The following is a 21,291-nucleotide window of genomic DNA, read 5'->3' as shown; positions in this document are numbered from 1 at the left end:
ATTTTCTAAAGGAGACCAGAATGAGTAGAATCAAGGAATTAATTAGTTGGAAATTTTTATTATTTATTGCAATCGCTATTATTCTGACAAATGTGCCGATCATAGGAAACTACTTTCGTGTGGTGAATACGGTCATTCATGAATCAGGCCATGCCATCGTTGCCCTTTTTGGAGGGAAGGTACATGAAATTTCTCTGTTTATGAATACCGAAGGAGTAACCTACACAAGCCATTCATCCTGGTTTGGCGGCTTTTTCACTGGAGGTGCAGGGTATGTGTTTTCTTCCTTCATTGCATTTCTATCCTTTTGGTTTATTAGCAGAAAACAATACAAGCCGATAATCATTATTCTTTTAGCATTAATTGGGTTAAATCTCATCTTTTGGGTAAGGAATTTTTACGGCATTTTTTGGCTCATCACCTTTGGAGCTGCATTTATCTTTCTATTATTTAAAGGAACAGCCGCCATTGTTGAACATTTCTTACTCATGATAGCAAGTATTCTTTTAGTAGAATCTATTGGGTCATCCTTTACGATCTTCCTCTTAAGTTTTACACAGCCATATTCGGCGGGGGATGCGACAGGACTTGCACAGTCAACACATTTTATTCCTGCACAGTTTTGGGGAATTGTCTTTTTATGTCAAGCCCTTGGATTTGCAATAGCCGGATTTAAGGTTGGGGCTTATCGAATAAATAAATAAATTCTTACATTGTAGACAAGGATGTATTGAGCATACATCCTTGTCTTTTTTGTCTTATAGAGAAAAAATCACCAAAGTTCTTTCTTTAATATGCAAATTTTTCAATAAAAATCTGCCTGTACTGATAGGAATATGGTATTATTACGTTTGAATGTTTGTAAATGTCTAGCTCCTGCGGCAACCCCCGACGTACAGGACGTCGAGTTATGTCGAACTCGAGGTCACAAGATAATCCTTTCAGAAAGGCTCGACTTATGCTTGTCTGGGGTGATCAAACCGCTTGCGCTTTTCTATGTTTCGATTTTTTTCGATGAATTCAAACATACACTAAATGATTGAAGGAGATAAAAATGACAGATCATACAATAATTCGTTTTGAACAAGTAACGAAACAATATGATAATGATCCCCCAGTTTTAAATGACGTAAGCTTTGAAATCGAAAGAGGGAAATTCTATACGCTTCTAGGACCATCTGGATGTGGGAAAACAACGATTCTGAGATTAATTGCTGGATTCATTGAGCCGTCTAAAGGAAAAATCTTTATTAATGGAAAAATTGTTAACGACGTGCCTGCAAACAAACGTCAAGTGAATACAGTTTTTCAGGACTATGCTTTGTTTCCGCATTTAAATGTTTATGAAAATGTGGCATTTGGCTTAAGAATAAAGAAGTTAAAAAGTAATGAGATTGATCGAAAAGTGAAAGAAGCATTAAGGTTTGTCAATCTTGAAGGATATGAAAAAAGAGAAATAAAAGAAATGTCGGGCGGGCAGCGCCAGCGTGTTGCCATCGCACGAGCGATTGTCAATGAACCAGAGGTTATATTATTGGATGAACCTCTTTCTGCACTTGACTTAAAGCTCCGTACTGAAATGCAATATGAATTACGTGAACTGCAGCGCAGACTAGGGATCACATTCATTTTCGTTACCCATGACCAAGAAGAGGCACTTGCGATGTCTGATGAAATCTTTGTTCTTAATAACGGCAATATCGAACAAAGCGGAACGCCAACTGATATTTATGATGAACCTATTAACCGATTTGTTGCAGACTTTATCGGAGAATCAAATATTGTTCCGGGCGTTATGTTAAAAGATTTTTCTGTACAATTTGCTGGAAAAACGTTTGAATGTGTTGATGGTGGTTTTGATCCAAATGAGGCAGTCGAAATTGTCATTCGACCTGAGGATTTAGAAATTACGATGCCAGAAAATGGGAGGCTTCGTGTACATGTTGATTCTCAATTATTCCGTGGGGTTCACTATGAGATTAGCTGTAATGACCAGGACGGTAATGAGTGGCTTGTCCATTCAACAAAGAAGGCAATTGTTGGTGAGGAAATAGGGCTAACGTTTGATCCTGAGGCTATTCATGTTATGAGACATGGGGAGACGGAAGAGGAATTCGACAAACGACTAGAAGCATATGAAGAGGGAAGCTATGAAAAGTAAATCACGGAATTTTTACCTCATTCCATATGTTATTTGGATCGCCCTTTTTGTCGTTATGCCGATTCTCCTGGTTCTATATTACTCATTTTTCGATATAGATGGACAATTAACGTTTGATAATTACAAGAAGTTTTTTACACCAGTTTATTTAAAAATGACGTTTAGCTCTTTTTGGTATGCCTTTTTAATTACTATGTTTACATTACTTGTTGCATATCCAATTTCTTACTTGCTTACAAAAACAAAGCATAAACAGCTTTTACTTTTATTAATTATCCTTCCTTCTTGGATCAATTTATTGCTAAAAGCTTACGCATTCATTGGTATATTCGGAACATATGGAGCAGCTAATAGCTTCCTTGAAGTAATTGGGATCGGAACAAAGCAAATCCTTTTCACTGATTTTAGCTTTATCTTTGTTTCTGTATATATATTCTTGCCATTTATGATCCTGCCTATTTTTAACGCATTGGATGAATTGAATCCGTCACTTGTTGATGCATCCAATGATCTTGGTGCATCTAAATGGATTACATTTAAGCGTGTAATATTCCCGCTGACCATTGATGGTGTTAAATCAGGGTGTCAAATTGTTTTCATACCAGCCTTGTCGCTGTTCATGCTTACAAGATTAATAGCTGGTAATCGAGTGATTACACTTGGTACAGCTATTGAACAGCATTTCTTAGTTACGCAAGACTGGGGAATGGGCGCAACGATCGCCGTCTTTTTAATCATTGCCATGGTATTAATTATGATTCTCACTGGGAAAAGAAAGCGGGGGATCTTATGAAGAAATTATCTAAACTATCTACAGTTTATTTAATCATTATGTTTTTCATTCTGTATGCCCCGATATTATATTTAATGTTTTATTCCTTTAATAGCGGGGGAACGATGTACCATTTTGAAGGATTTACACTTGATTGGTACAAGGAGTTATTTGGCGATTCAAGACTGTTGATCATCGTACTAAATACAGCCATTATTGCTCTGCTTTCAGCTGCAATTTCTACGATTCTTGGGGTTGCAGGTGCCCTAGCTATCTACTATGCAAGAAGAAGAAGAGTGAAAAACACATTGCTTTCGCTGAATAATGTTCTGATTGTTAGCCCGGATGTTATTATCGGTGCATCCTTTTTAATTTTGTTTACGATGGTTGGTATTAAGCTTGGGTTTATCTCTGTATTACTTGCTCATATTGCTTTTAGTGTGCCAATTGTTGTCATTATGGTTCTTCCGAAAATTGAAGAGATGAATACATCAATGATTTATGCCGCTCTTGATTTAGGTGCTAGCCGTTGGGATGTCTTGACAAAAGTCGTGCTCCCATATATTACACCAGGGATTTTTGCGGGATTCTTTATGGCATTAACGTATTCATTAGATGATTTTGCTGTTACCTTTTTTGTAACGGGCAATGGCTTTACCACCTTATCAGTGGAAATTTATTCACTTGCCAGAAGAGGGGTTTCCTTAAATATTAATGCTCTTTCAACACTTTTATTTATTTTTACCATGCTCCTAGTTGTCGGTTATTACTTCATCACTAAACGTAATAACAAACCGGGTAGAATGGGGGTTAGATAATGAAACAGCTAATTCGTGCATTATTAGCCGTGTTAATCGTTTCGTTTGTTTTAATATTTATTGTTTTCAGGCTAAATTCCTCACAGGGCTATACGAGCGGAAATACGTTAACCATTTTTAACTGGGGCGATTATATCGATGAGGAACTGATTAAACAATTTGAAGATGAGACAGGAATAAAGGTCATTTACGAGACATTTGATTCCAATGAAGCGATGCTGACGAAAATCGAACAAGGAGGGACCGCCTATGATATTGCCGTTCCTTCCGAGTACATCATCGATAAAATGATTCAGGAAGATCTGCTTCTTCCGATCGATCATTCAAAGCTCCCGAATTTTCAATATCTGGATTCCCGTTTCTTAGATTTGCCATTCGATCACGGGAACAAATATTCGATTCCGTATTTTTGGGGAACGGTAGGCATATTGTACAACACGAAAATACTTGGCGATCGAGAATTAACTAGCTGGAATGACCTTTGGGATCCTGCGTTTAAGAATCAAATTTTGCTAGTTGATAGTGCGCGTGAAGTATTAGGTATGTCATTAAATAGCCTAGGCTATTCATTGAATGATAAAAACAAAGATCACCTTCAGGAAGCAAAGGAAAAGATAGATGCATTAACACCTAATATAAAGGCAATTGTTGGGGACGAAAATCGTTTATTATTGCAAAATGAAGAAGCAGCGATAGGACTTGTCTGGTCTGGGACCGCCCAAGAAATTATGTGGGAAAATGAAAATGTGGAGTATGTGATTCCGAAAGAAGGATCGAATTTATGGTTTGATAATATGGTTATTCCAAAAACGGCGAAAAATGTCGAAGCTGCACATCAATTTATCAATTTTATGCTCGATCCAGAAGTAGCTGCACAAAATACAGATTATGTCGGCTACTCTACACCTAATAAAGAAGCACTAAAATATATGGATGAAGAAGTAGTAAATGATGAGCGTTTTTATCCGGATGAAGAAATGACTTCAAAGCTTGAGGTATATGAAAACCTAGGAAAAAGAATGCTCGCTCATTACAATGATCTTTTTCTTGAATTTAAAATGCATACAAAATAATTGTGAACTGACCGGCTAATAGCTGGTCAGTTTTTTTTGTACCTGTTCTTATCATATTCTTATTGAATTATGGAGAAATTAATGGAAAAAGGAGTGGTGAAATGAAACGATTACTTTGCCTGCTTGTTCTTCTCTTTTCTTTAAACCAGCCCTTATTTACAGAAGCTTCTCAAATGAAAAGAGAACTAGCTATTGTAATAGATGACCTTGGAAACAATATGAAAGGAACAGAAGAAATATTAGAGCTTCCTATTACTTTAACTGCAGCAATCATGCCCTTTATGCCGAGCACGAAAGCAGATGCAGAACTCGCAAAACGAAATGGACATGATGTGATCGTCCATTTGCCAATGGAGCCAAAGAAAGGAAAGAAGAGCTGGCTTGGTCCAGGTGCAATCACAACAGACTTAAGTGATGAAGAGATACGGAAACGAGTTGTTGCTGCGATTAAGGATGTCCCACATGCAATCGGCATGAATCATCATATGGGATCGAAAGCGACAGAAAATGAGCGAGTCATGAGAATTGTCCTGGAGGTTTGCAAAGAATATGGATTTTTTTATCTCGATAGCAAAACAACTGCAAATAGTGTAGTGGGGAAGATTGCCAACCAACTAAACATCCCCTATTTAGAAAATAATTTGTTTTTTGATGACGTATATACCACTCGCCATGTGACAAAACAAGCGAACCTATTAGCCGGAAAGTTGAATAAAAGTGAGCAAATCATTGCAATTGGACATGTTGGTGTTTCTGGTCCAATTATGGCGAGTGTCTTAGAAGCGTATATTCCTGTTTATAAAAACAAAGCAGAACTTGTTCCGCTTTCCAAGCTTATCCCTGGATATGAGTTGCTTGATGAGGGCATTTAAAATGTAAAAACAAACTGGTTGTACTTTGACCAGGTTATTTCTTTTCAGTATAGAAAATAACAAAAAAGCCGCCCACATTCTGATCTGGTTAGTCCCGCAGTCGCTGCGAAAGTAGAAGAGGTGGACGGCCGTGATACTAGTATATGTTTTAGTGAAAAAAAGATTCGAGTTCACACACATTTAGTGAAAGGAAGGGAGTTTTCCACTATTATTAAAGATGATAAGAAATTTTTAGTAATTGAGGTGGAACATATGAAGATTCGTGAAATCACATTGCGACATTTAAAAATGAAAATGAAATCTCCGTTTTCGACAAGTTTTGGGACAATGCAAGATAAAGAATTTCTTCTTCTTGAAGCAAAATCAGAAAATGAGCATATCGGTTGGGGAGAGTCCGTAGCCTTTGACACACCCTGGTATACAGAAGAAACGGTAAAGACGAATTGGCATATGCTCGAAGATTTTATGATCCCGGCGGTAATAAACGAAGAGCTTGACCATCCAAATCAAGTTTCAAATATTCTCTCATCAATAAGAAAAAACAATATGGCTAAATCAACAATTGAAGGGGCTGTATGGGATTTATATGCGAAAGAAAAGGGGTTAAGCCTGACCAAAGCACTTGGAGGAAATAAGAAGAGAATCGAAGTTGGAATAAGCATTGGTATTCAAAATACTATTGATGACCTCTTACAATTAATTGATGGGTATACTGCTAAGGGATACAAGCGAATGAAGGTGAAAATTAAACCAGGCTGGGATCTTGAGGTCATTCGAGAAATCAGAAAGCATTACCCAAAAGTCCCATTAATGGCTGATGCAAACTCAGCGTACACGTTAAATGATATCGATCTGTTTAAATCAATGGATGAATATGGTTTAATGATGATTGAACAGCCATTAGCTGCAAATGACATTATTGATCATGCAAAGCTTCAAAAGGAAATTACAACACCGATTTGTTTGGATGAAAGCATACATTCATATGAGGATGCGCGTCTAGCCATTGAATTGAAAGCCTGTCAAATAATTAATATTAAAATTGGCAGGGTAGGGGGACTATCAGAGGCAAGAAGAATTCATGATCTATGCAAAGAAAACAAGATTCCTGTATGGTGTGGCGGCATGCTTGAAGCAGGCATTGGAAGAGCACATAATATTGCTTTAACTACATTATCTAATTTTATTTTGCCAGGTGATACAGCTGGTTCTTCACATTATTGGGAACAGGATATCATTTATCCAGAGGTAGTAGTAGAAAATGGATATATCAATGTACCAGCGCATCCTGGTATTGGCTTTGATCCAAATATGGAGACCATTCGGCAATTTACTATAAATGAAAAAATATTTTCTTAATAAGCTCCCAGGACATGTGGAGCCTGGGAGTAATTATAAATTACGAAATATTCAATCAATATTTCTTGGGAAAGCGCAGATTCAGACATTTCCTTATTAAAATCGTCATTCTGCAAGTCTGAATTTGTCGTATGTAAAAGATGTTGTCGGTTCTTGAGGAGAGAGGCGGTTACAATGGGAATTTCATATGAAAGGTTGTCCCCGCACTTTCTTTACTAACAATTTTGTAATCGCCATTCATACGTTTAATGATATCAAAACTAATCATTAAACCAAGACCAGTTCCTTTTGTTTTGGTTGAATAATATGGCTGTCCTAGCTGCTTAATCTGATGGGAGGAAATACCAATTCCTTCATCTTTAATATTTATTTTCGCATGTCCATCTTCTTGATAGGCATGCAATTCTAAATTTCCGCCAGAGGGCATGGCCTCAATCCCATTCTTGATTAAATTGATTAATAACTGCTTACATTCATTTGTATTTCCGTTAATAACTAAATTTCCTTCAATATTTGTAATAAGAATAACATTAGACATTACAGCAAATGGATGCATAAATTCTGCAACATCCAATAATGTTTGTGTAAGAGGAATCGACTCGCAAAAATGGCTTGAAGGGCGTGCAAGCGATAGAAAATCTCCAATTATTTTCTGTGTCCGATCCAATTCTTCAAGTGAAACAGATATAAACATTCCTTGTTTGGATGTTAAGTTATTTTCGTCCTTCATGATTTGCAAAAAGCCTCGGATCGTTGTCATTGGATTGCGAATTTCATGTGCAACTGAAGCAGCGAGCTGACTCACTGCATTCAATTTATCTGCGTTTTGTAATTGTTCCAGCATGGCTAGCTGAAGCTTATTCATTTCGATTAAATAGATAATGATCGCAAGTGTCAGTAATGAAACAATGGAAAATGAGCATAGAAATAGGAAATCTTCTGAATGTCCTGATTGTATAAAAGCAATTATGCGTGTACCAGTAATTAAAATATAGAAAGTGACACCAATACAAAGTTTCTTCCAAGGATTTCCTCTTTGATAGTTTTTATAAACAAAGCCAAATAAGGGTATGATGATTAAATAATTTATTAATAATACCAATAATTCCTTAAACTCTCCAAATACGTTTACTCCTAATAAAGCACCAATTGTAATACCACCAGATAGTGGACCCATATAGAAAAAAGATATAAAAATAGGAATAAATTTCAAATCAAATGCCATGCCATCTGCAACTCTTACAGGAAAGGACATAGTCAATAGAAGTGAAAATATAATCGTGATAAGAAAAACAATATATGTTTTCAGTCCTTTTTTGTGTCGGCTAAGTATGATATTTACTAAGGGGATCATCATCATAATAAAGAAGTGAAAAAATAAATCTGCTACAAAATCCTTCAAGAGCACCATTCCTCCATGCTAATCGTTCCATATCTAATTAAACAAGCAGGGAGGGGAATCCTTTATAATATGTAGATAAATGTTGAATGAACAGGAAAAATAATTCTTTCATATTTTACAAAACTCGACAAAAAAATAACCGGCTCATGATGAGCCGGTAAATCTTAAGAAAGAACGAGTTGCTTTTCATTTATCGATGGGTAAATATCCACAAGTTCTTGGACTTCTGTCCCATCTAAAGTCTCTTGCTTTAAGAGGGCTTCTACTAAGTTGTCAAATTGGACTCTGTTCGTATTTATTAGCTTTTCTGATCTCTCTAATGCTTTTTGGAAAAGTTCTTGCATTTTTATTTCTTTATCTGACTTGTTAAAGGTTAAAGTAAAACCATCATCAAGTAAGCCTGTGTCAACCATTTGTTCAATCATCTGTTTTGCCTGTTGAACATCGCCGCCAACACCTATGCTGTGCTCGCCAAGAATCATTCTTTCGGCAACACCGCCAGCTAAAATCATTGCTACTTGATCAAGCATGTCGCTTGTTGTCGAGAGATGCATTTCTTTCGGAACCGGCGCAACATAACCAAGTGCTTGTCCACGGGGAATAATGGTCGCTTTACGAACAGACCCGGGCTTTGTAATTGCTGCAACAAGTGCGTGTCCTGATTCATGGATTGCAACACGTCTTTTCGTTTCTGTGTCCTGAAGCGCACGTGTTGAGCTTCCAAGCACGGTTCTGTCTAAAGCGAAATCAATATCTTCCTTTGAAATGCAAGCTTGTCCATTTTGTACAGCTCTGCGACTGGCTGTTTCAAATAGTGATTGAAGATCGGCACCGGAAAAACCAGAAGTGCTTTCAGCAAGTTCTTCAAGAGAGTTCATTACATTTGTAGCTAATTTTCTATTTTTCGTATGAATCTCGATAATTTCTTTTCTTCCTTTCGTATCAGGAAGAGGCACATGAAACGAAAAGTCAATCCGGCCAGGTCGAAGAAAGGCATCATCAAGCATATCTTTCCGATTTGTCGCCGCAATGAAAAGAATGCCATCATTAGAGTGTCCGCCATCTAGCTGTACTAGAAGTTCAGTTAACGTCTTCTCACTTTCTTCACCGCCATGCTGCTTTCTTTTACCAGCAAGGGCATCGACTTCATCGATAAAAACGACTGCAGGCTTTTGCTTCCTTGCATTTTGGAACAATGTTCGCACGCGGGATGCACCAACACCTACAAACATTTCATTAAATGCTGAGCCGCTCGTTGAAAAGAAGGTTGCACCTAGCTCTTTAGCAATCGCTTGTGCCAGCAATGTTTTCCCTGTTCCAGGAGGACCATATAATAGTATCCCTTTCGGTTGCTTTAAACCCATTTGAATTGCACGTTCCGGTTCTTTCAAAATAGAAAGAGTTTGCATGATCTCATCTTTCATTTCACCTTGAATTCCTCCAACATCAGCAAGAGAAATAGGTGGAAGCGGCTTTGCCCTCGATACACTTTGCTTCATTGTATTTGTTGCACCAAGGCCGCCTCTGCCAGACTTATATAAATAAATGCCTATGGCAGTAATTAAGACAGCGAGCCCGCCCAAAATCCATGGTGTATATGGACTACTAGATGAAAATGTATATTCAACATGATAATTTTCTACTAATTTACCAATCAATTGACTATTTGGCGGGACATGTGAAATAAATTTACCATCACCAGTAATAATCGTAAGTTTTCCATTTATATGTTCATTTATTGTAACCATTTCCCCATTTTGCGATGCAATCAATTCTTCGACAGAAGAATAGGGGACTGTTACGGATTTATTCCCATTCTGAACAACAAAGAAAATGGCTGTTGCTATAACTAATAAGCCTACAATAATCGGAACAATTGTTGAAGCTTTTCTAAAATTTAATTTCAACTTTTTCCCTCCTCATTGTACCTTTTCATTATAAGTACGAAACATATGTGTGAATAGTAGATGATTTATGTAAAAACTAGAAAATATTGTTAAATAACTTATATAGCAAAGATATCCTTAAAAGTACTATTTCCCCTTCACAAATATTGGAAAGCAAGATATAATTACATAGGATATTAAATAAACGTAACCACAAGGGGAGCGTAAAGCTGAGAGTGAACAGTTCGCTGTTCTGACCCTTCGAACCTGTTAGATAATTCTAGCGCAGGAATGTGGATTGAATAGGTGTTTTTTTGTTTTGTATGCTTATTCTCCCCTTGAGGTGTCGTACCATTTGAAAAGGGGAGTATTTTTATGAAAAAATTAAGTTTAATCGCATTGATTGAGGCTTCATTTTTTGCAGCATTTGCCATTATTTTGGATTTATTGCCATCAATCAAGCCAACGCCCAATATATCAATTTCAGTTGCCATGCTGCCCATCTTCATCTTGGCCTTTCGATGGGGGTTTCGTGTAAGTATGATTTCTGGCTTTATGTGGGGCATTCTCCAAATTGTCATGGGAGATGCTTGGATAGTAACACCTGTACAAACATTTATTGAATATGTCTTGGCTTTTGCATTCATCGGTTTTGCTGGACTATTTTACAATTTCATTCAAAAAGATCTGAGATATGGAAAAAAGAAAACTGCGCTTACTTGGATTGTAGCAGCTATATTTATCGGAAGTCTTGCTCGCTATTTCTGGCATTTCTGTGCTGGTATTTTATTTTTTGGCAGCTATGCACCAGAAGGCATGTCACCGTTTCTATTCTCTTTTGCAGTAAATGGAGCAACAGCACTTGGATCATGGGTACTATGTTCAATTGTTGTCGTACTTGTCATTGCCACTGCACCGCAAATAATTATTAGAAAAAATGACTCATTGGCTATAACACATAACAAAGCTTCGTGAAAGATAAAAAATCCTCTCTAAACTTTTTAGAGAGGATTTTTATTTATTGAAAATGAAATGTAATACTATTTTTGAATCATCATATTTAGTGGATAATTATGTGAAGAAAAGAGAGTTGCTACTGGAAAAATATATTGAATATGGAAAAATAATCATTATTTCAGAAAAACTGATTCGAAAGATTTAACAGAGAATTACGAGAACTTTTTAATAATTTTACAAATATGTGAACAACTTTTGAAATCTGAATCAGCTTCAAAAGTTATTTTTTCCTCTAAGAAAGTAGTTTAAATGCAATGTTTATATGTATTCATTGTTATTTCGATATATTAGTTGATCCAATAAAGTAAAAATATTCCTTCGGTTATTTGTCACATTCTTTTCGTTAACAACATGTTAATATTGTAAATGAACCAGCAAGAACATGTTTAGGTGTTCTTTTGTTGAAGATTGTGAAAATATGTACACAATAATTGGTTTTTTTGATTTCTAATAAGAAAGGAGCCCCTGTTATGAAATTGAAATGGGCTGTATTAGCGGTATTTTTCACTATTGTCACTGTGTTAACAGGATGTGAACCATTAACGGTCTTTGATCCTAAAGGGCCTCAAGCTGAAAGGCAAGCCAATGACATACTATTATCGATAGGAATTATGTCGGTAGTTGTTATTGTTGTTTTTGCTATTTTAATATATGTGTTGGTGAAATTCCGCGCTTCAAAACAAAGTGAAGACTATGAACCACCTCACATGGAAGGGAATCCATGGGTCGAAGCAATTTGTGTAGGAATTCCTGTGATAATTGTTGCTTATTTATCATTCGTTTCCGTACAAAGTAACTATATCGTTGAGTCTGCTCCGAAAGGCTATGAAGAACAAGAACCATTGGTTGTCTATGCTTCATCGTCCAACTGGAAATGGCATTTTAGTTATCCTGAAGAAAACATTGAAACAGTCAATTATTTATATATACCAACAGACCGTGCACTTGAATTTAAATTATATTCAAATGGACCGATTACAAGTTTCTGGGTTCCACAACTAGGCGGTCAAAAATATGCAATGGCTGACATGATTACAACATTGCACTTAGCTGCAGACGAACCTGGCGAATTTATGGGTCGTAATGCTAACTTCAGCGGAAAAGGGTTTGCTGAAAATGCATTCAATGTCACTGCCATGTCTCAAAAAGATTTCGATGATTGGGTAAAGGAAGTAAAAGAAACGGCTGATCCACTTTCTGAAGAAAAATACAATGAATTATTAAAGCCTGGACACCTTGGTCAAATGACTTTCACTGGAACTCATTTAGAATTCGCACCACCACCTGAGCATGACCATGGTTCATCAGACAGTGAATCAACAGAAGAAACACATGAAGGACATTCTGATTCTCACGAATCAGAAGAAAATCATTCAGATCATAGCAATCATTAAGAATAACAGAATAGTAAAATAACTTTTCTCGAAAGGAGAAACATACGGATGGAATTCTTTGAACGCTTTGCCATACCACATCCAAGTCCTGCAATTTATGCATCAATGGTTGTTATTGGGCTAACAGTGATCGCAATTATTGCTGGATTAACCTATTTTAAAAAATGGGGCTATTTATGGCGTGAATGGTTGACAACGGTTGACCATAAACGAATTGGTTTAATGTATTTAATATCCGCATTGCTGATGCTTTTTCGTGGTGGGGTAGATGCCATCATGATGCGTGCTCAGCTTGCTACACCAGATAGTAAATTACTTGATGCACAACACTATAATGAAATTTTTACTACACATGGGGTCGTTATGATCATTTTTATGGCGATGCCTTTCATATTTGCATTTATGAACTACATTGTGCCATTACAAATTGGCGCGCGTGATGTTGCGTTCCCACGTTTAAATGCAATTAGTTTCTGGCTATTTTTCATGGGAGCAATGCTATTTAACATCTCATTTGTCATTGGAGGTTCACCTGATGCGGGGTGGACATCATATTTCCCGCTTGCAGGAAATGAATTTAGCGAATCCGTTGGAACGAATTATTATATGATCGCGATCCAAATATCTGGACTTGGTTCTTTAATGACAGGTATTAATATGATCACAACGATTATGAAAATGAGAGCCCCTGGTATGACTATGATGAAAATGCCAATGTTCACATGGTCTACTTTAGTTGCAAACCTTATCATTGTTACAGTGTTCCCAGTTTTAACAGTGGCTCTTGCTATGGGAACAATGGACCGACTTTTTGCAACCAACTTCTTTACAAGTTCGAACGGCGGTATGGATATGCTTTGGGCGAACCTATTCTGGGTTTGGGGACATCCTGAGGTATATATCTTGATTTTGCCAGCTTTCGGAATATACAGCGAGATAATTTCTACTTTCTCAAGCAAAAATTTATATGGCTATAAATCAATGGTCGCTTCTATGGTTATCATTTCAGTACTTTCATGTTTAGTATGGGCTCACCATTTCTTTACAATGGGTCAAGGGGCAGCATCGAATAGCTTCTTCTCGATCACAACGATGGCGATTGCTGTACCAACTGGGGTTAAGATTTTCAACTGGTTATTCACCATGTGGAAAGGGAAGATTCGGTTTACCGTTCCTATGCTTTATTCAATAGGATTTATCCCACTTTTCACAATTGGCGGAGTGACAGGGGTCATGCTTGCGATGTCAGCAGCTGATTACCAATATCATAATACAATGTTCTTAGTTGCTCACTTCCATAATACAATTATTCCTGGTGTTGTATTTGCGATGCTTGCAGGTCTTACGTATTATTGGCCAAAAATGTTTGGCTTTATGTTAAATGAACGAATCGGGAAATGGACGTTCTGGCTCCTCTCAATCGGCTTTGTTCTTGCATTCTTCCCAATGTATATTACTGGTCTAGATGGGCAAGCGCGTCGTATGTACACTTACTCTGAAGCAACTGGCTTCGGTGCATTGAATATGATTTCATTTGTTGGTGCAGGGATTATGGCAATAGCTTTCGCTTTAATCGTCTACAATGTTTATTATAGCATTCGTTATTCACCAAGAAATATCGGTTCAGACCCATGGGATGCTCGTACATTAGAATGGGCAACAAATACACCAGTTCCTGAATATAATTTTGCAATTACACCACAAGTGAATTCTATTCAGCCATTCTGGGATTCTAAGAAAAAGGGACATGTACTATTCCCAGCTAAGTTAGACAAAATTCATATGCCAAATAACAGTGGCATGCCATTTATCTTATGTTCAATCTTCTTTGTATGGGGCTTTTCATTTGTATTTGCTATCTGGCCGCTTGTCATCCTTTCAACAATCGGAATCTTCGCATGTTTGGTATTGCGCTCATTCGAAAAAGATCACGGACGTTATATTTCTATTGAAGAAATTAAAGAAACGGAAGAGAAAACAGGGGGGGCTAAATTATGAAACTAGATCACTCGCAACCTCTTGAATATAGTACTGGGCAAAATAATCTAAATATATTCGGTTTCTGGATTTTCCTTGGTGCCGAAATTATGCTTTTCGCAACACTTTTTACAACTTATTTTACATTAGAGCACCGAACAGGTAATGGTCCTACCGGCGCAGAAATTTTTGAAATAACACCAGTATTAATTGAAACAATTTTGCTTTTAACAAGTAGCTTCGTGATTGGTCTTGGAATTCATGCCATGCGTTTAGGCAAGATAAAAGCAATGATTAGCTTCTTCTCCATCACTTTGCTATTAGGTTTAGGATTCTTAGGGTTTGAAATATTTGAGTTTGTACATTATGTACACATAGGAGCAGGATTGCAAACGAGCGCGTTTACTGCCAGCCTATTAACAACATTAGGAACACATGGAGCACACGTAACATTCGGTTTATTCTGGGGCTTAGCCATCATTCTGCAAGTAAAGAAACGCGGGTTGACTCCTGAAACTGCGAATAAATCATTTATTTTCTCCCTTTACTGGCATTTCTTAGATGTAGTTTGGATCTTCATCTTCAGCTTCATCTACTTGAAAGGAATGATGTAATATGAAAGAATTATTCCCGGCCAAACAAGTAATGGGCTTTGTATTTTCATTAATTCTAACTGCTGTAGCCCTTGCCGTTTATTTCTTAGACATGTCATTCGCAATAGGATTAACAGTTCTTGTTGTGACAGCATTTATTCAAGCATTGCTGCAACTTGTAGTATTCATGCATGCAGGTGAAACAAAGGATAAATGGTCCATATATGGCAATGTCTACTTTATGATTTTCATTGCGTTAATTACAATATTCGGTACACTATTCCTCTTCAACTGGGATATGTAACATATTGCAAAAAAGGAGCATCTAAATGGATGCTCCTTTTTTTGTTTTGTTCAGCATCTCTTCCGTTGCTACAAAGAATATCCCCATCACAAAGATAAAAACCGCACCCATAATTGTTCCAATCCCAATCGGTGTTAATATATTATTCCCGTTTCCAAAGAAACCAAATGTAAAAATGATAAGGCCGATTGTTGATAATGTGACACCAACATAATTTACAATCTTGAGTATGTTCGCATTTAGATTCATTTAACTCATCCTCCTTATATTTAAATTATTCATTTTGTTCACAAAATTGTCAAACTTTTTTTAAAATTTTATTTTATTATTTCTAGATCATAAGATTTAGATACATATAAAAAATGCTTGAAGACAAAGTTTTTTTGAAAACAAGTCTTCAAGCTTTTATGATTTACATTATTTTTTATAGTGTGGCTCCAGTTGTTTTCTAATATCCCTTAGTAATTCCTTAACTGTCATTTGATTTTCACTTTGACCTTTTGTTAATGCAGATTGCATTACCTTCGCTATTTCATTTGAATTTACTTTTGGTTTCATATTCTAACACCTACTAATATTCAATAAACATACGTAATCATTCATTAATGGTGTTACTTTTTTTTAGTATATTCTCCTCCAATACTGTCCGTGAATCGTTGACAATATTACAAAAAAGTGAAAATCGTAGTTTACAAAATGGAAAAATCGGGTAGTAGGATATTGACCCTCATAAAATGGTAGGGGTCAGCGAATACTGTATTAAAACAAACAGGTCTACATGAAAAGGAGGTCTGATTATGAAAAAGAAGAATATGGATATTGATAAGCTTTTGGATGCAACTAAAGAAATAGCTGATGACGACTTTCACTATATGATCAGACACATCGAAATCGATTCATTGCTTGAAAATACAGAGAACTGGTAAAATAAAAATTCCATACATAGATGGTAAATCCACTCATATTGAGTGGATTTTTATTTTTCATTTTTATTACAAATATGTAACAGTTTTCAATCGAAGTGCGTCAATAGCTATAAAGGAGTGAAAAATATGAAGAAAAAGTGGGTACTAGTAGGCGGCGCTCTCGTGATCATGATGTTTATCCTTACTGGCTTCTTTGTAACTCAATTAAAAGTAGTGGGTGGCTTAGACGAAAAGGAAAATTTGATCGTAATGAAAAACAAACTGTGGAAAATCCATTTTTCCGAAAAACTTGATCCATCAAGCATTAATAACCACACCGTTTTTGTTTTGAATCAAAAGGGAGAGAAGCAAAAGACAGTTGTATCATTGAGTGACGATGATAAAACAATTCTTATTGAACCGCCAGAGAACGGTTACGATTTTACCTCTTATACATTACAACTATCAAAAGAGATTCATTCCATAATGGGCAGAAAAATAGTAACCGGTATTACTCAGAGCTTTACTGTAAAAGAATCTTTGCCAATTGCTGAATCGAAAAGCAAGTTAAATGAACATATCTTAAAACGAGTGACTGAAATGTGGGGAAATAAGGATTACTCAGTTAAAGAGGAATCTTCAATGGATTCAGCAGCAGGGGAATCTGAAAAGTCACAAGGTCATTCAGAAACAAATGTGCAAGTGGATGGAATTGATGAGGGAGATATTGTCAAAACAGATGGAAAGCATATTTTTCAACTGAAAGATAATACACTGCAAATTATTAAAGCAATCCCTGCTGATAAAATGTTAATAGAAAAAGAGATTACTTTTAAACAATCATTTTATCCTATTCAAATGTATTTACAAAACGATCAATTAATCGTTATGGGCACGAGTTACGAAGGACAGTCGAGCGAGAAAAAACAAGCAGACATGAAAATAGCACCAGTTCATGAAACAACAAAAGCAATAATTTATGATGTGAAGGATAAAAAGAACCCTGTAGAAATAAGACAGATTGAAATTGAAGGAACACTTGTCACATCAAGGTTAATGGATGGTAATGTTTATTTAATTGCCAATAAATACCCAGATTATTGGCTGCTTCGTGAGAATCCAGAAATCGATATTCGGCCAAGATATTCAGATTCAGCTACTCATACACAAATGCAAGCAGTTAATTACGATAAGATTCAGTACTTTCCAGAATCTAAAGAAACCAATTTTACAAACATTGCTGTGATTGATTTAGATAAACCTACTTCCAAAATTGCTCTCACCACGTATTTAGGCAGTGGAGATCAGATATATATGGCAAAAAACAATCTTTATCTTGCCGTTACGAATTATATGCCCATGGCAATTGAAGGAGATTATTCATACAACCCTGATACAACGGTTTATAAATTTACTGTAGATGGAATGAAGGTTGATTTCCACAGCTCAAGCGAAATTTCAGGAACGATATTAAATCAATTTTCGATGGACGAATATAAAGGTTATTTCCGCATCGCTACTACAAAAGGGCAAGTATGGGATGATTCAAAGCCATCTGCCAATAACCTCTATATCTTAGATGAGAATTTAAAGCAAGTTGGACAGTTAGAGGATTTAGCAAGAGGGGAACGAATATACTCGGCTCGTTTTATGAACGATAGAATCTTCATTGTTACATTCAAGGAAACCGATCCGCTCTTTGTCATTGACGGATCAAATCCTAAACAGCCGAAAGTATTAGGAGAATTAAAAATTCCTGGTTTTAGCAACTATCTCCACCCATATGATGAAAATCATTTAATCGGATTTGGTCATGATACAAAGGTAATCCCTGGCAAGGGCTCAGGAGGGGAGCCGCTTATTTTCACAGATGGGGTAAAACTTTCACTATTTGACATAACAAATTTATCGAATCCAAAGGAGAAATTTACTGAAATAATCGGTGGCAGAGGAACGTATTCCCAATTAAACTATGACCATAAAGCTCTCCTGTTTGATAAAAAGAAAAACCTATTTGCTTTTCCGATAACCGTTTATGAAAATGGAAAATCGACGGATGAAATGGAAAGGGATTCAATTTTTACATTCCAAGGTGCTTACGTTTACAACATTGATCTTAAAAAAGGATTTTCATTGAAAGCAAAAATGACCCACCACGACCCAAATTCCATCTATGAAGAGTGGGAGGACAGCATTCAGCGCGTCCTATATATCGGTAACACGTTGTATGCATTATCGCCGAATAAAATTAGTTCTTATGATTTAGGTTCATATAAATTAAAAGGGGAGTTAAACTTAAAAAAATAATGTGAAAATTAGCACCCAAATTATGGGTGCTAATTTTATTGAAGAATTATAAAAATTGCTTCATAATTAAACGTAAACAATTTTTATTTTTAAAAGACTGGAGTAATCTATGAATCTATTTCTTTATTGTGTTAGCTCTTATTTCATTGGGAACATTTTAACCGCACATTTTCTTATAAAAATTCTTCATAAGGGGAAAATTCTTGGGGAAGGTTCAGGTAATCCTGGAGCAAGAAACGCGGGTCGTTTATATGGCAAAAAAGCTTTTGTTCTTACTTTTCTTGGGGATGCCATTAAAGGAGCTCTGGTTGTTTTCATAGGCAGAATGATTGAATTATCAGCCTTGGAACAGATAATAGGGCTATCCTTTGCATTAATCGGCCACATTAAACCTATTCTTTTCCGGTTTAGAGGAGGAAAGGGAATATCCACTTTTATTGGTGGGGCACTCGCCTTCGAACCTTTATTAGCAATTGTCATCATTATAGCATTTTTAATCACGTATCCATTTACAAAAAGCTTTACTTTTTCCGGTCTTGGTTCCTTTCTTGTCCTGCCTGTTGCCGTTTTTTTTCTGCATGATTCTGTAGAATCAATGTGGGGATTCATTGGGCTAACAATTATTATCCTGTTGGCGCATTCACAAAACTTGATTGAAAAATGGAGAAAAAACAATCCTAACCGAAATTAACTTCGGTTAGGATTGTTTTTATTCAGGATCAGGGCTATTCACCATAATACCAGCAACCTGAGTCAGTCGATCGTAGAAAACAGGACCTGAAGGATGTTCATCAAGCCCTATTTCATGAAAGGCTTCTTTCATACAGCGAAGCCAGCACTTTGCACGTGTTGGTGTAATTTCAAAAGGAAGATGCCTTCTTTGCATCGCTGGGGGGCCAAATTCTTCACTGTAAAGGGCTGGTCCACCAGTAAATTGAGAAAGAAACATCCGCTGCTTTCTTTTTATTTCTTCCATGTCATCTTCAAACAGTGGACGCAAATCTTTATCTGCATACACTCGCGGATAAAAAGCATTGACTAATTTATCAATTGTCTCTGCTCCTCCAATTTCATCAAAAAGATTTTTAAATTTATAATCCATTTTTACTCACCTACTATCGATATTCTATCAGTTATCCTAATTATAATGATTAATAGTATAAATTTTTGTGATTTAAATCACGTTTGGTTAAACGTTCATTAGAGAAGATTTTCTAATTGTACATTATTCATTACTCTTCCTAAAGGATAATAAAATAGAAATATAAATAGGGTAAGGGGAAAGGAAGAAAAAAGATGGTAAAAAATGCGGAAGCGCAGAAGCGGGTCAAAAAGAAGTGGTGAAGGCAGGGAATAGGTTATCAAAAATGCTCGATTTCCAGCATAATAATCTAGTTATCTATTGTAAAAAAACTCTGGCTGCTCTGAATTGTATAATCATCATCTCCAGGGAATGTGCATGAGAAACTGGTTAGGACTCGATTTTTTCTGATTGCAATTAATCTGTCTGAAGACTGCATAGATAAAGACAGAGCTTCCTTTTTATTAGCGATCTTCGCCCAAATTCTACTTTACTACACATATTTTTATTAGCCCTTCAAATTCTGTCATAAACCATTGTGATTTGGGGTATAACCAGCACACGCAATGACCCAATTAGTTTCTAATTTATACATTGTAAAATTAATCTTCAAAAACAAATTTTATTTGCTCATCATGCTTGCTGTTTTCTTCATCCGACATTTCGTAATCCGTTCCAGAGTTTGTTACAGCTGATTCCGTAGTAAATGCACCATTCATGCTTTCTATTAATAATGTCATTTCAGGGATATTATCTTCCATTATCTATTACACCTCCTGATAATAGAGTGCGGAAATTCAACAAAATTATTCACGAACTCATACTCGTTTTGAATAAGCATACTTCCATTAACAAAACATATAAACAAGTCTGATTGGAGGTATGATTTCAATGGAAAAAGATATTGAATGTTTAGATGATAAAGATATTATGCATCATTTAATGTCCGAACAAATTGCCTATATATGTGTGGAAGAAGAGGAAGAACGAATGCGTGCTGAAGCTAATAATACAAAGGGACAAAGTACATGAAGAAGAATGTATTTGCTTGTCTATTGATTATAGGAGGTTTATTATTTTCTGGCTATCCTTCTTTTGCATCGCCACCTTCCTATGCAAAATGGGGACAACTCGCTGTTAAGACAGCCAAAGAAAAATATCCTCGTGCGAATATTGTAGACTATTTGCATATTGGTAGAGAGGACAAGCCAAATTCTTCGATAGAAAAGTTTAAGCTTTGGGTGGATGATCAGGGAAAAGAGTTCGGGCTACTCATTCAGATTGAATTTGATCCAAAAAATGATCGGGTTATACGTGTACATACACAAAAAACGAGCAATTAAAAAACCCAATAGCATCCGCACAATACA

At 36.2% G+C, this 21,291-nt stretch carries 23 protein-coding genes, 1 pseudogene and 1 riboswitch; of the genes and pseudogenes, 18 read left to right on the top strand and 6 right to left on the bottom strand.

Translation table 11 applies throughout. The features are described 5' to 3' along the window. Nucleotides 1-20 precede the first annotated feature (20 nt). From AN957_RS14325 to menC, 7 genes are all read left to right on the top strand, one after another. Nucleotides 21-704: a M50 family metallopeptidase gene (locus AN957_RS14325; protein WP_053476159.1), complete on the top strand. Its 684-nt coding sequence runs from the start codon at nucleotides 21-23 to the stop codon at nucleotides 702-704. A gap of 350 nt (nucleotides 705-1,054) precedes the next feature. Next, nucleotides 1,055-2,161, top strand: coding sequence for an ABC transporter ATP-binding protein (locus AN957_RS14320; RefSeq protein ID WP_053476158.1), 1,107 nt, complete (start codon nucleotides 1,055-1,057; stop codon nucleotides 2,159-2,161). Further along, a complete protein-coding gene (locus AN957_RS14315) occupies nucleotides 2,151-2,954 on the top strand; it encodes an ABC transporter permease (RefSeq protein ID WP_056684758.1) in 804 nt (267 codons plus the stop codon). The genes AN957_RS14320 and AN957_RS14315 overlap by 11 nt, the downstream gene beginning before the upstream one ends. After that, nucleotides 2,951-3,751: an ABC transporter permease gene (locus tag AN957_RS14310; RefSeq protein WP_053476156.1), complete on the top strand. Its 801-nt coding sequence runs from the start codon at nucleotides 2,951-2,953 to the stop codon at nucleotides 3,749-3,751. The genes AN957_RS14315 and AN957_RS14310 overlap by 4 nt, the downstream gene beginning before the upstream one ends. Then, on the top strand, nucleotides 3,751-4,824 hold the full coding sequence (locus tag AN957_RS14305; protein ID WP_053476155.1) for an ABC transporter substrate-binding protein: 1,074 nt from the start codon (nucleotides 3,751-3,753) through the stop codon (nucleotides 4,822-4,824). Before AN957_RS14310 ends, AN957_RS14305 begins: the two co-directional genes overlap by 1 nt. Before the next feature lie 101 nt (nucleotides 4,825-4,925). Next, nucleotides 4,926-5,696 carry a divergent polysaccharide deacetylase family protein gene (locus AN957_RS14300; RefSeq protein WP_053476154.1) on the top strand — a complete coding sequence of 257 codons (771 nt, stop codon included), beginning with the start codon at nucleotides 4,926-4,928 and terminating at the stop codon, nucleotides 5,694-5,696. A gap of 252 nt (nucleotides 5,697-5,948) precedes the next feature. Continuing rightward, a complete protein-coding gene (gene menC, locus AN957_RS14295) occupies nucleotides 5,949-7,055 on the top strand; it encodes an o-succinylbenzoate synthase (RefSeq protein WP_056684754.1) in 1,107 nt (368 codons plus the stop codon). 169 nt (nucleotides 7,056-7,224) lie between these two features. Here menC and AN957_RS14290 read toward each other — a convergent pair whose 3' ends face one another. Beyond that, nucleotides 7,225-8,457, bottom strand: a complete 1,233-nt coding sequence (locus tag AN957_RS14290) for an ATP-binding protein (RefSeq protein ID WP_053476152.1) — start codon at nucleotides 8,455-8,457, stop codon at nucleotides 7,225-7,227. 164 nt (nucleotides 8,458-8,621) lie between these two features. After that, nucleotides 8,622-10,364: an AAA family ATPase gene (locus AN957_RS14285; protein WP_056684751.1), complete on the bottom strand. Its 1,743-nt coding sequence runs from the start codon at nucleotides 10,362-10,364 to the stop codon at nucleotides 8,622-8,624. A gap of 185 nt (nucleotides 10,365-10,549) precedes the next feature. Beyond that, nucleotides 10,550-10,652: riboswitch (TPP riboswitch) on the top strand. A 66-nt stretch (nucleotides 10,653-10,718) separates the two neighbouring features. Here AN957_RS14285 and thiT point away from each other — a divergent pair. The 5 genes from thiT (at nucleotide 10,719) to qoxD (ending at nucleotide 15,628) form a co-directional block, all read left to right on the top strand. Then, nucleotides 10,719-11,318, top strand: coding sequence for an energy-coupled thiamine transporter ThiT (gene thiT / locus AN957_RS14280; protein ID WP_056684748.1), 600 nt, complete (start codon nucleotides 10,719-10,721; stop codon nucleotides 11,316-11,318). 512 nt (nucleotides 11,319-11,830) lie between these two features. Beyond that, a complete protein-coding gene (gene qoxA, locus AN957_RS14275) occupies nucleotides 11,831-12,754 on the top strand; it encodes a cytochrome aa3 quinol oxidase subunit II (protein ID WP_053476149.1) in 924 nt (307 codons plus the stop codon). 48 nt (nucleotides 12,755-12,802) lie between these two features. Further along, the gene (gene qoxB / locus AN957_RS14270) at nucleotides 12,803-14,752 is read left to right on the top strand and encodes a cytochrome aa3 quinol oxidase subunit I (RefSeq protein WP_053476148.1); all 1,950 of its coding nucleotides are present in this window, start codon (nucleotides 12,803-12,805) and stop codon (nucleotides 14,750-14,752) included. Then, nucleotides 14,749-15,345, top strand: coding sequence for a cytochrome aa3 quinol oxidase subunit III (gene qoxC / locus AN957_RS14265; RefSeq protein WP_053476147.1), 597 nt, complete (start codon nucleotides 14,749-14,751; stop codon nucleotides 15,343-15,345). Before qoxB ends, qoxC begins: the two co-directional genes overlap by 4 nt. 1 nt (nucleotide 15,346) lies before the next feature. Continuing rightward, the gene (gene qoxD / locus AN957_RS14260) at nucleotides 15,347-15,628 is read left to right on the top strand and encodes a cytochrome aa3 quinol oxidase subunit IV (RefSeq protein ID WP_056684746.1); all 282 of its coding nucleotides are present in this window, start codon (nucleotides 15,347-15,349) and stop codon (nucleotides 15,626-15,628) included. A 21-nt stretch (nucleotides 15,629-15,649) separates the two neighbouring features. On the opposite strand, the gene AN957_RS14255 is transcribed toward qoxD, so the two are convergent. After that, nucleotides 15,650-15,877, bottom strand: coding sequence for a hypothetical protein (locus AN957_RS14255; protein WP_053476145.1), 228 nt, complete (start codon nucleotides 15,875-15,877; stop codon nucleotides 15,650-15,652). Nucleotides 15,878-16,045: 168 nt separating this feature from the next. Beyond that, nucleotides 16,046-16,186, bottom strand: coding sequence for a YwzD family small protein (locus tag AN957_RS28105; RefSeq protein WP_172797641.1), 141 nt, complete (start codon nucleotides 16,184-16,186; stop codon nucleotides 16,046-16,048). Nucleotides 16,187-16,425: 239 nt separating this feature from the next. Between AN957_RS28105 and AN957_RS28880 the strand changes: the two genes are divergently transcribed. The 3 genes from AN957_RS28880 to AN957_RS14245 all read left to right on the top strand — a co-directional run bounded on the left by AN957_RS28880 (nucleotide 16,426) and on the right by AN957_RS14245 (nucleotide 19,531). After that, nucleotides 16,426-16,554 carry a hypothetical protein gene (locus AN957_RS28880; RefSeq protein WP_256376270.1) on the top strand — a complete coding sequence of 43 codons (129 nt, stop codon included), beginning with the start codon at nucleotides 16,426-16,428 and terminating at the stop codon, nucleotides 16,552-16,554. Between the two features lie 126 nt (nucleotides 16,555-16,680). After that, the gene (locus AN957_RS14250) at nucleotides 16,681-18,840 is read left to right on the top strand and encodes a beta-propeller domain-containing protein (protein ID WP_056684743.1); all 2,160 of its coding nucleotides are present in this window, start codon (nucleotides 16,681-16,683) and stop codon (nucleotides 18,838-18,840) included. A 109-nt stretch (nucleotides 18,841-18,949) separates the two neighbouring features. Next, on the top strand, nucleotides 18,950-19,531 hold the full coding sequence (locus AN957_RS14245; protein ID WP_056684739.1) for a glycerol-3-phosphate acyltransferase: 582 nt from the start codon (nucleotides 18,950-18,952) through the stop codon (nucleotides 19,529-19,531). 18 nt (nucleotides 19,532-19,549) lie between these two features. On the opposite strand, the gene AN957_RS14240 is transcribed toward AN957_RS14245, so the two are convergent. After that, on the bottom strand, nucleotides 19,550-19,942 hold the full coding sequence (locus AN957_RS14240; RefSeq protein WP_056684735.1) for a globin domain-containing protein: 393 nt from the start codon (nucleotides 19,940-19,942) through the stop codon (nucleotides 19,550-19,552). Between the two features lie 211 nt (nucleotides 19,943-20,153). Between AN957_RS14240 and AN957_RS26940 the strand changes: the two are divergent. Further along, nucleotides 20,154-20,303: pseudogene (locus AN957_RS26940) on the top strand (hypothetical protein); the annotation flags it as partial. A 220-nt stretch (nucleotides 20,304-20,523) separates the two neighbouring features. Here AN957_RS26940 and AN957_RS27770 read toward each other — a convergent pair. Next, entirely contained in the window at nucleotides 20,524-20,682 is a 159-nt protein-coding gene (locus tag AN957_RS27770) for a hypothetical protein (protein ID WP_156341146.1), read from the bottom strand. A gap of 130 nt (nucleotides 20,683-20,812) precedes the next feature. On the opposite strand from AN957_RS27770, the gene AN957_RS28100 reads away from it, so the two are divergent. Beyond that, nucleotides 20,813-20,953 carry a hypothetical protein gene (locus AN957_RS28100; RefSeq protein WP_172797640.1) on the top strand — a complete coding sequence of 47 codons (141 nt, stop codon included), beginning with the start codon at nucleotides 20,813-20,815 and terminating at the stop codon, nucleotides 20,951-20,953. After that, nucleotides 20,950-21,264: a DUF3889 domain-containing protein gene (locus tag AN957_RS14235; protein WP_056684732.1), complete on the top strand. Its 315-nt coding sequence runs from the start codon at nucleotides 20,950-20,952 to the stop codon at nucleotides 21,262-21,264. The genes AN957_RS28100 and AN957_RS14235 overlap by 4 nt, the downstream gene beginning before the upstream one ends. Nucleotides 21,265-21,291 lie beyond the last annotated feature (27 nt).

It is taken from the genome of Cytobacillus solani (assembly GCF_001420595.1).
Classification (GTDB): Bacteria; Bacillota; Bacilli; order Bacillales; family Cytobacillaceae; genus Cytobacillus; species Cytobacillus solani.
Note: the sequence above shows the minus strand (reverse complement) of the source record. Positions and strands in the feature narration are given on the sequence as shown.

Excerpts from the sequence above, each read along its gene's own strand:
- qoxD (WP_056684746.1), top strand. The coding sequence starts at position 15,347 with ATGAAAGAATTATTCCCGGCCAAACAAGTAATGGGCTTTGTATTTTCA.
- AN957_RS14255 (WP_053476145.1), bottom strand. The coding sequence starts at position 15,877 with ATGAATCTAAATGCGAACATACTCAAGATTGTAAATTATGTTGGTGTC.
- AN957_RS14235 (WP_056684732.1), top strand. The coding sequence starts at position 20,950 with ATGAAGAAGAATGTATTTGCTTGTCTATTGATTATAGGAGGTTTATTA.
- AN957_RS14325 (WP_053476159.1), top strand. The coding sequence starts at position 21 with ATGAGTAGAATCAAGGAATTAATTAGTTGGAAATTTTTATTATTTATT.
- AN957_RS14320 (WP_053476158.1), top strand. The coding sequence starts at position 1,055 with ATGACAGATCATACAATAATTCGTTTTGAACAAGTAACGAAACAATAT.
- qoxA (WP_053476149.1), top strand. The coding sequence starts at position 11,831 with ATGAAATTGAAATGGGCTGTATTAGCGGTATTTTTCACTATTGTCACT.
- AN957_RS14240 (WP_056684735.1), bottom strand. The coding sequence starts at position 19,942 with ATGGATTATAAATTTAAAAATCTTTTTGATGAAATTGGAGGAGCAGAG.
- qoxB (WP_053476148.1), top strand. The coding sequence starts at position 12,803 with ATGGAATTCTTTGAACGCTTTGCCATACCACATCCAAGTCCTGCAATT.
- thiT (WP_056684748.1), top strand. The coding sequence starts at position 10,719 with ATGAAAAAATTAAGTTTAATCGCATTGATTGAGGCTTCATTTTTTGCA.
- AN957_RS14245 (WP_056684739.1), top strand. The coding sequence starts at position 18,950 with ATGAATCTATTTCTTTATTGTGTTAGCTCTTATTTCATTGGGAACATT.
- AN957_RS14315 (WP_056684758.1), top strand. The coding sequence starts at position 2,151 with ATGAAAAGTAAATCACGGAATTTTTACCTCATTCCATATGTTATTTGG.
- AN957_RS14250 (WP_056684743.1), top strand. The coding sequence starts at position 16,681 with ATGAAGAAAAAGTGGGTACTAGTAGGCGGCGCTCTCGTGATCATGATG.
- AN957_RS28880 (WP_256376270.1), top strand. The coding sequence starts at position 16,426 with ATGAAAAAGAAGAATATGGATATTGATAAGCTTTTGGATGCAACTAAA.
- AN957_RS27770 (WP_156341146.1), bottom strand. The coding sequence starts at position 20,682 with ATGGAAGATAATATCCCTGAAATGACATTATTAATAGAAAGCATGAAT.
- AN957_RS14305 (WP_053476155.1), top strand. The coding sequence starts at position 3,751 with ATGAAACAGCTAATTCGTGCATTATTAGCCGTGTTAATCGTTTCGTTT.
- qoxC (WP_053476147.1), top strand. The coding sequence starts at position 14,749 with ATGAAACTAGATCACTCGCAACCTCTTGAATATAGTACTGGGCAAAAT.
- AN957_RS28105 (WP_172797641.1), bottom strand. The coding sequence starts at position 16,186 with ATGAAACCAAAAGTAAATTCAAATGAAATAGCGAAGGTAATGCAATCT.
- menC (WP_056684754.1), top strand. The coding sequence starts at position 5,949 with ATGAAGATTCGTGAAATCACATTGCGACATTTAAAAATGAAAATGAAA.
- AN957_RS14310 (WP_053476156.1), top strand. The coding sequence starts at position 2,951 with ATGAAGAAATTATCTAAACTATCTACAGTTTATTTAATCATTATGTTT.
- AN957_RS14300 (WP_053476154.1), top strand. The coding sequence starts at position 4,926 with ATGAAACGATTACTTTGCCTGCTTGTTCTTCTCTTTTCTTTAAACCAG.
- AN957_RS28100 (WP_172797640.1), top strand. The coding sequence starts at position 20,813 with ATGGAAAAAGATATTGAATGTTTAGATGATAAAGATATTATGCATCAT.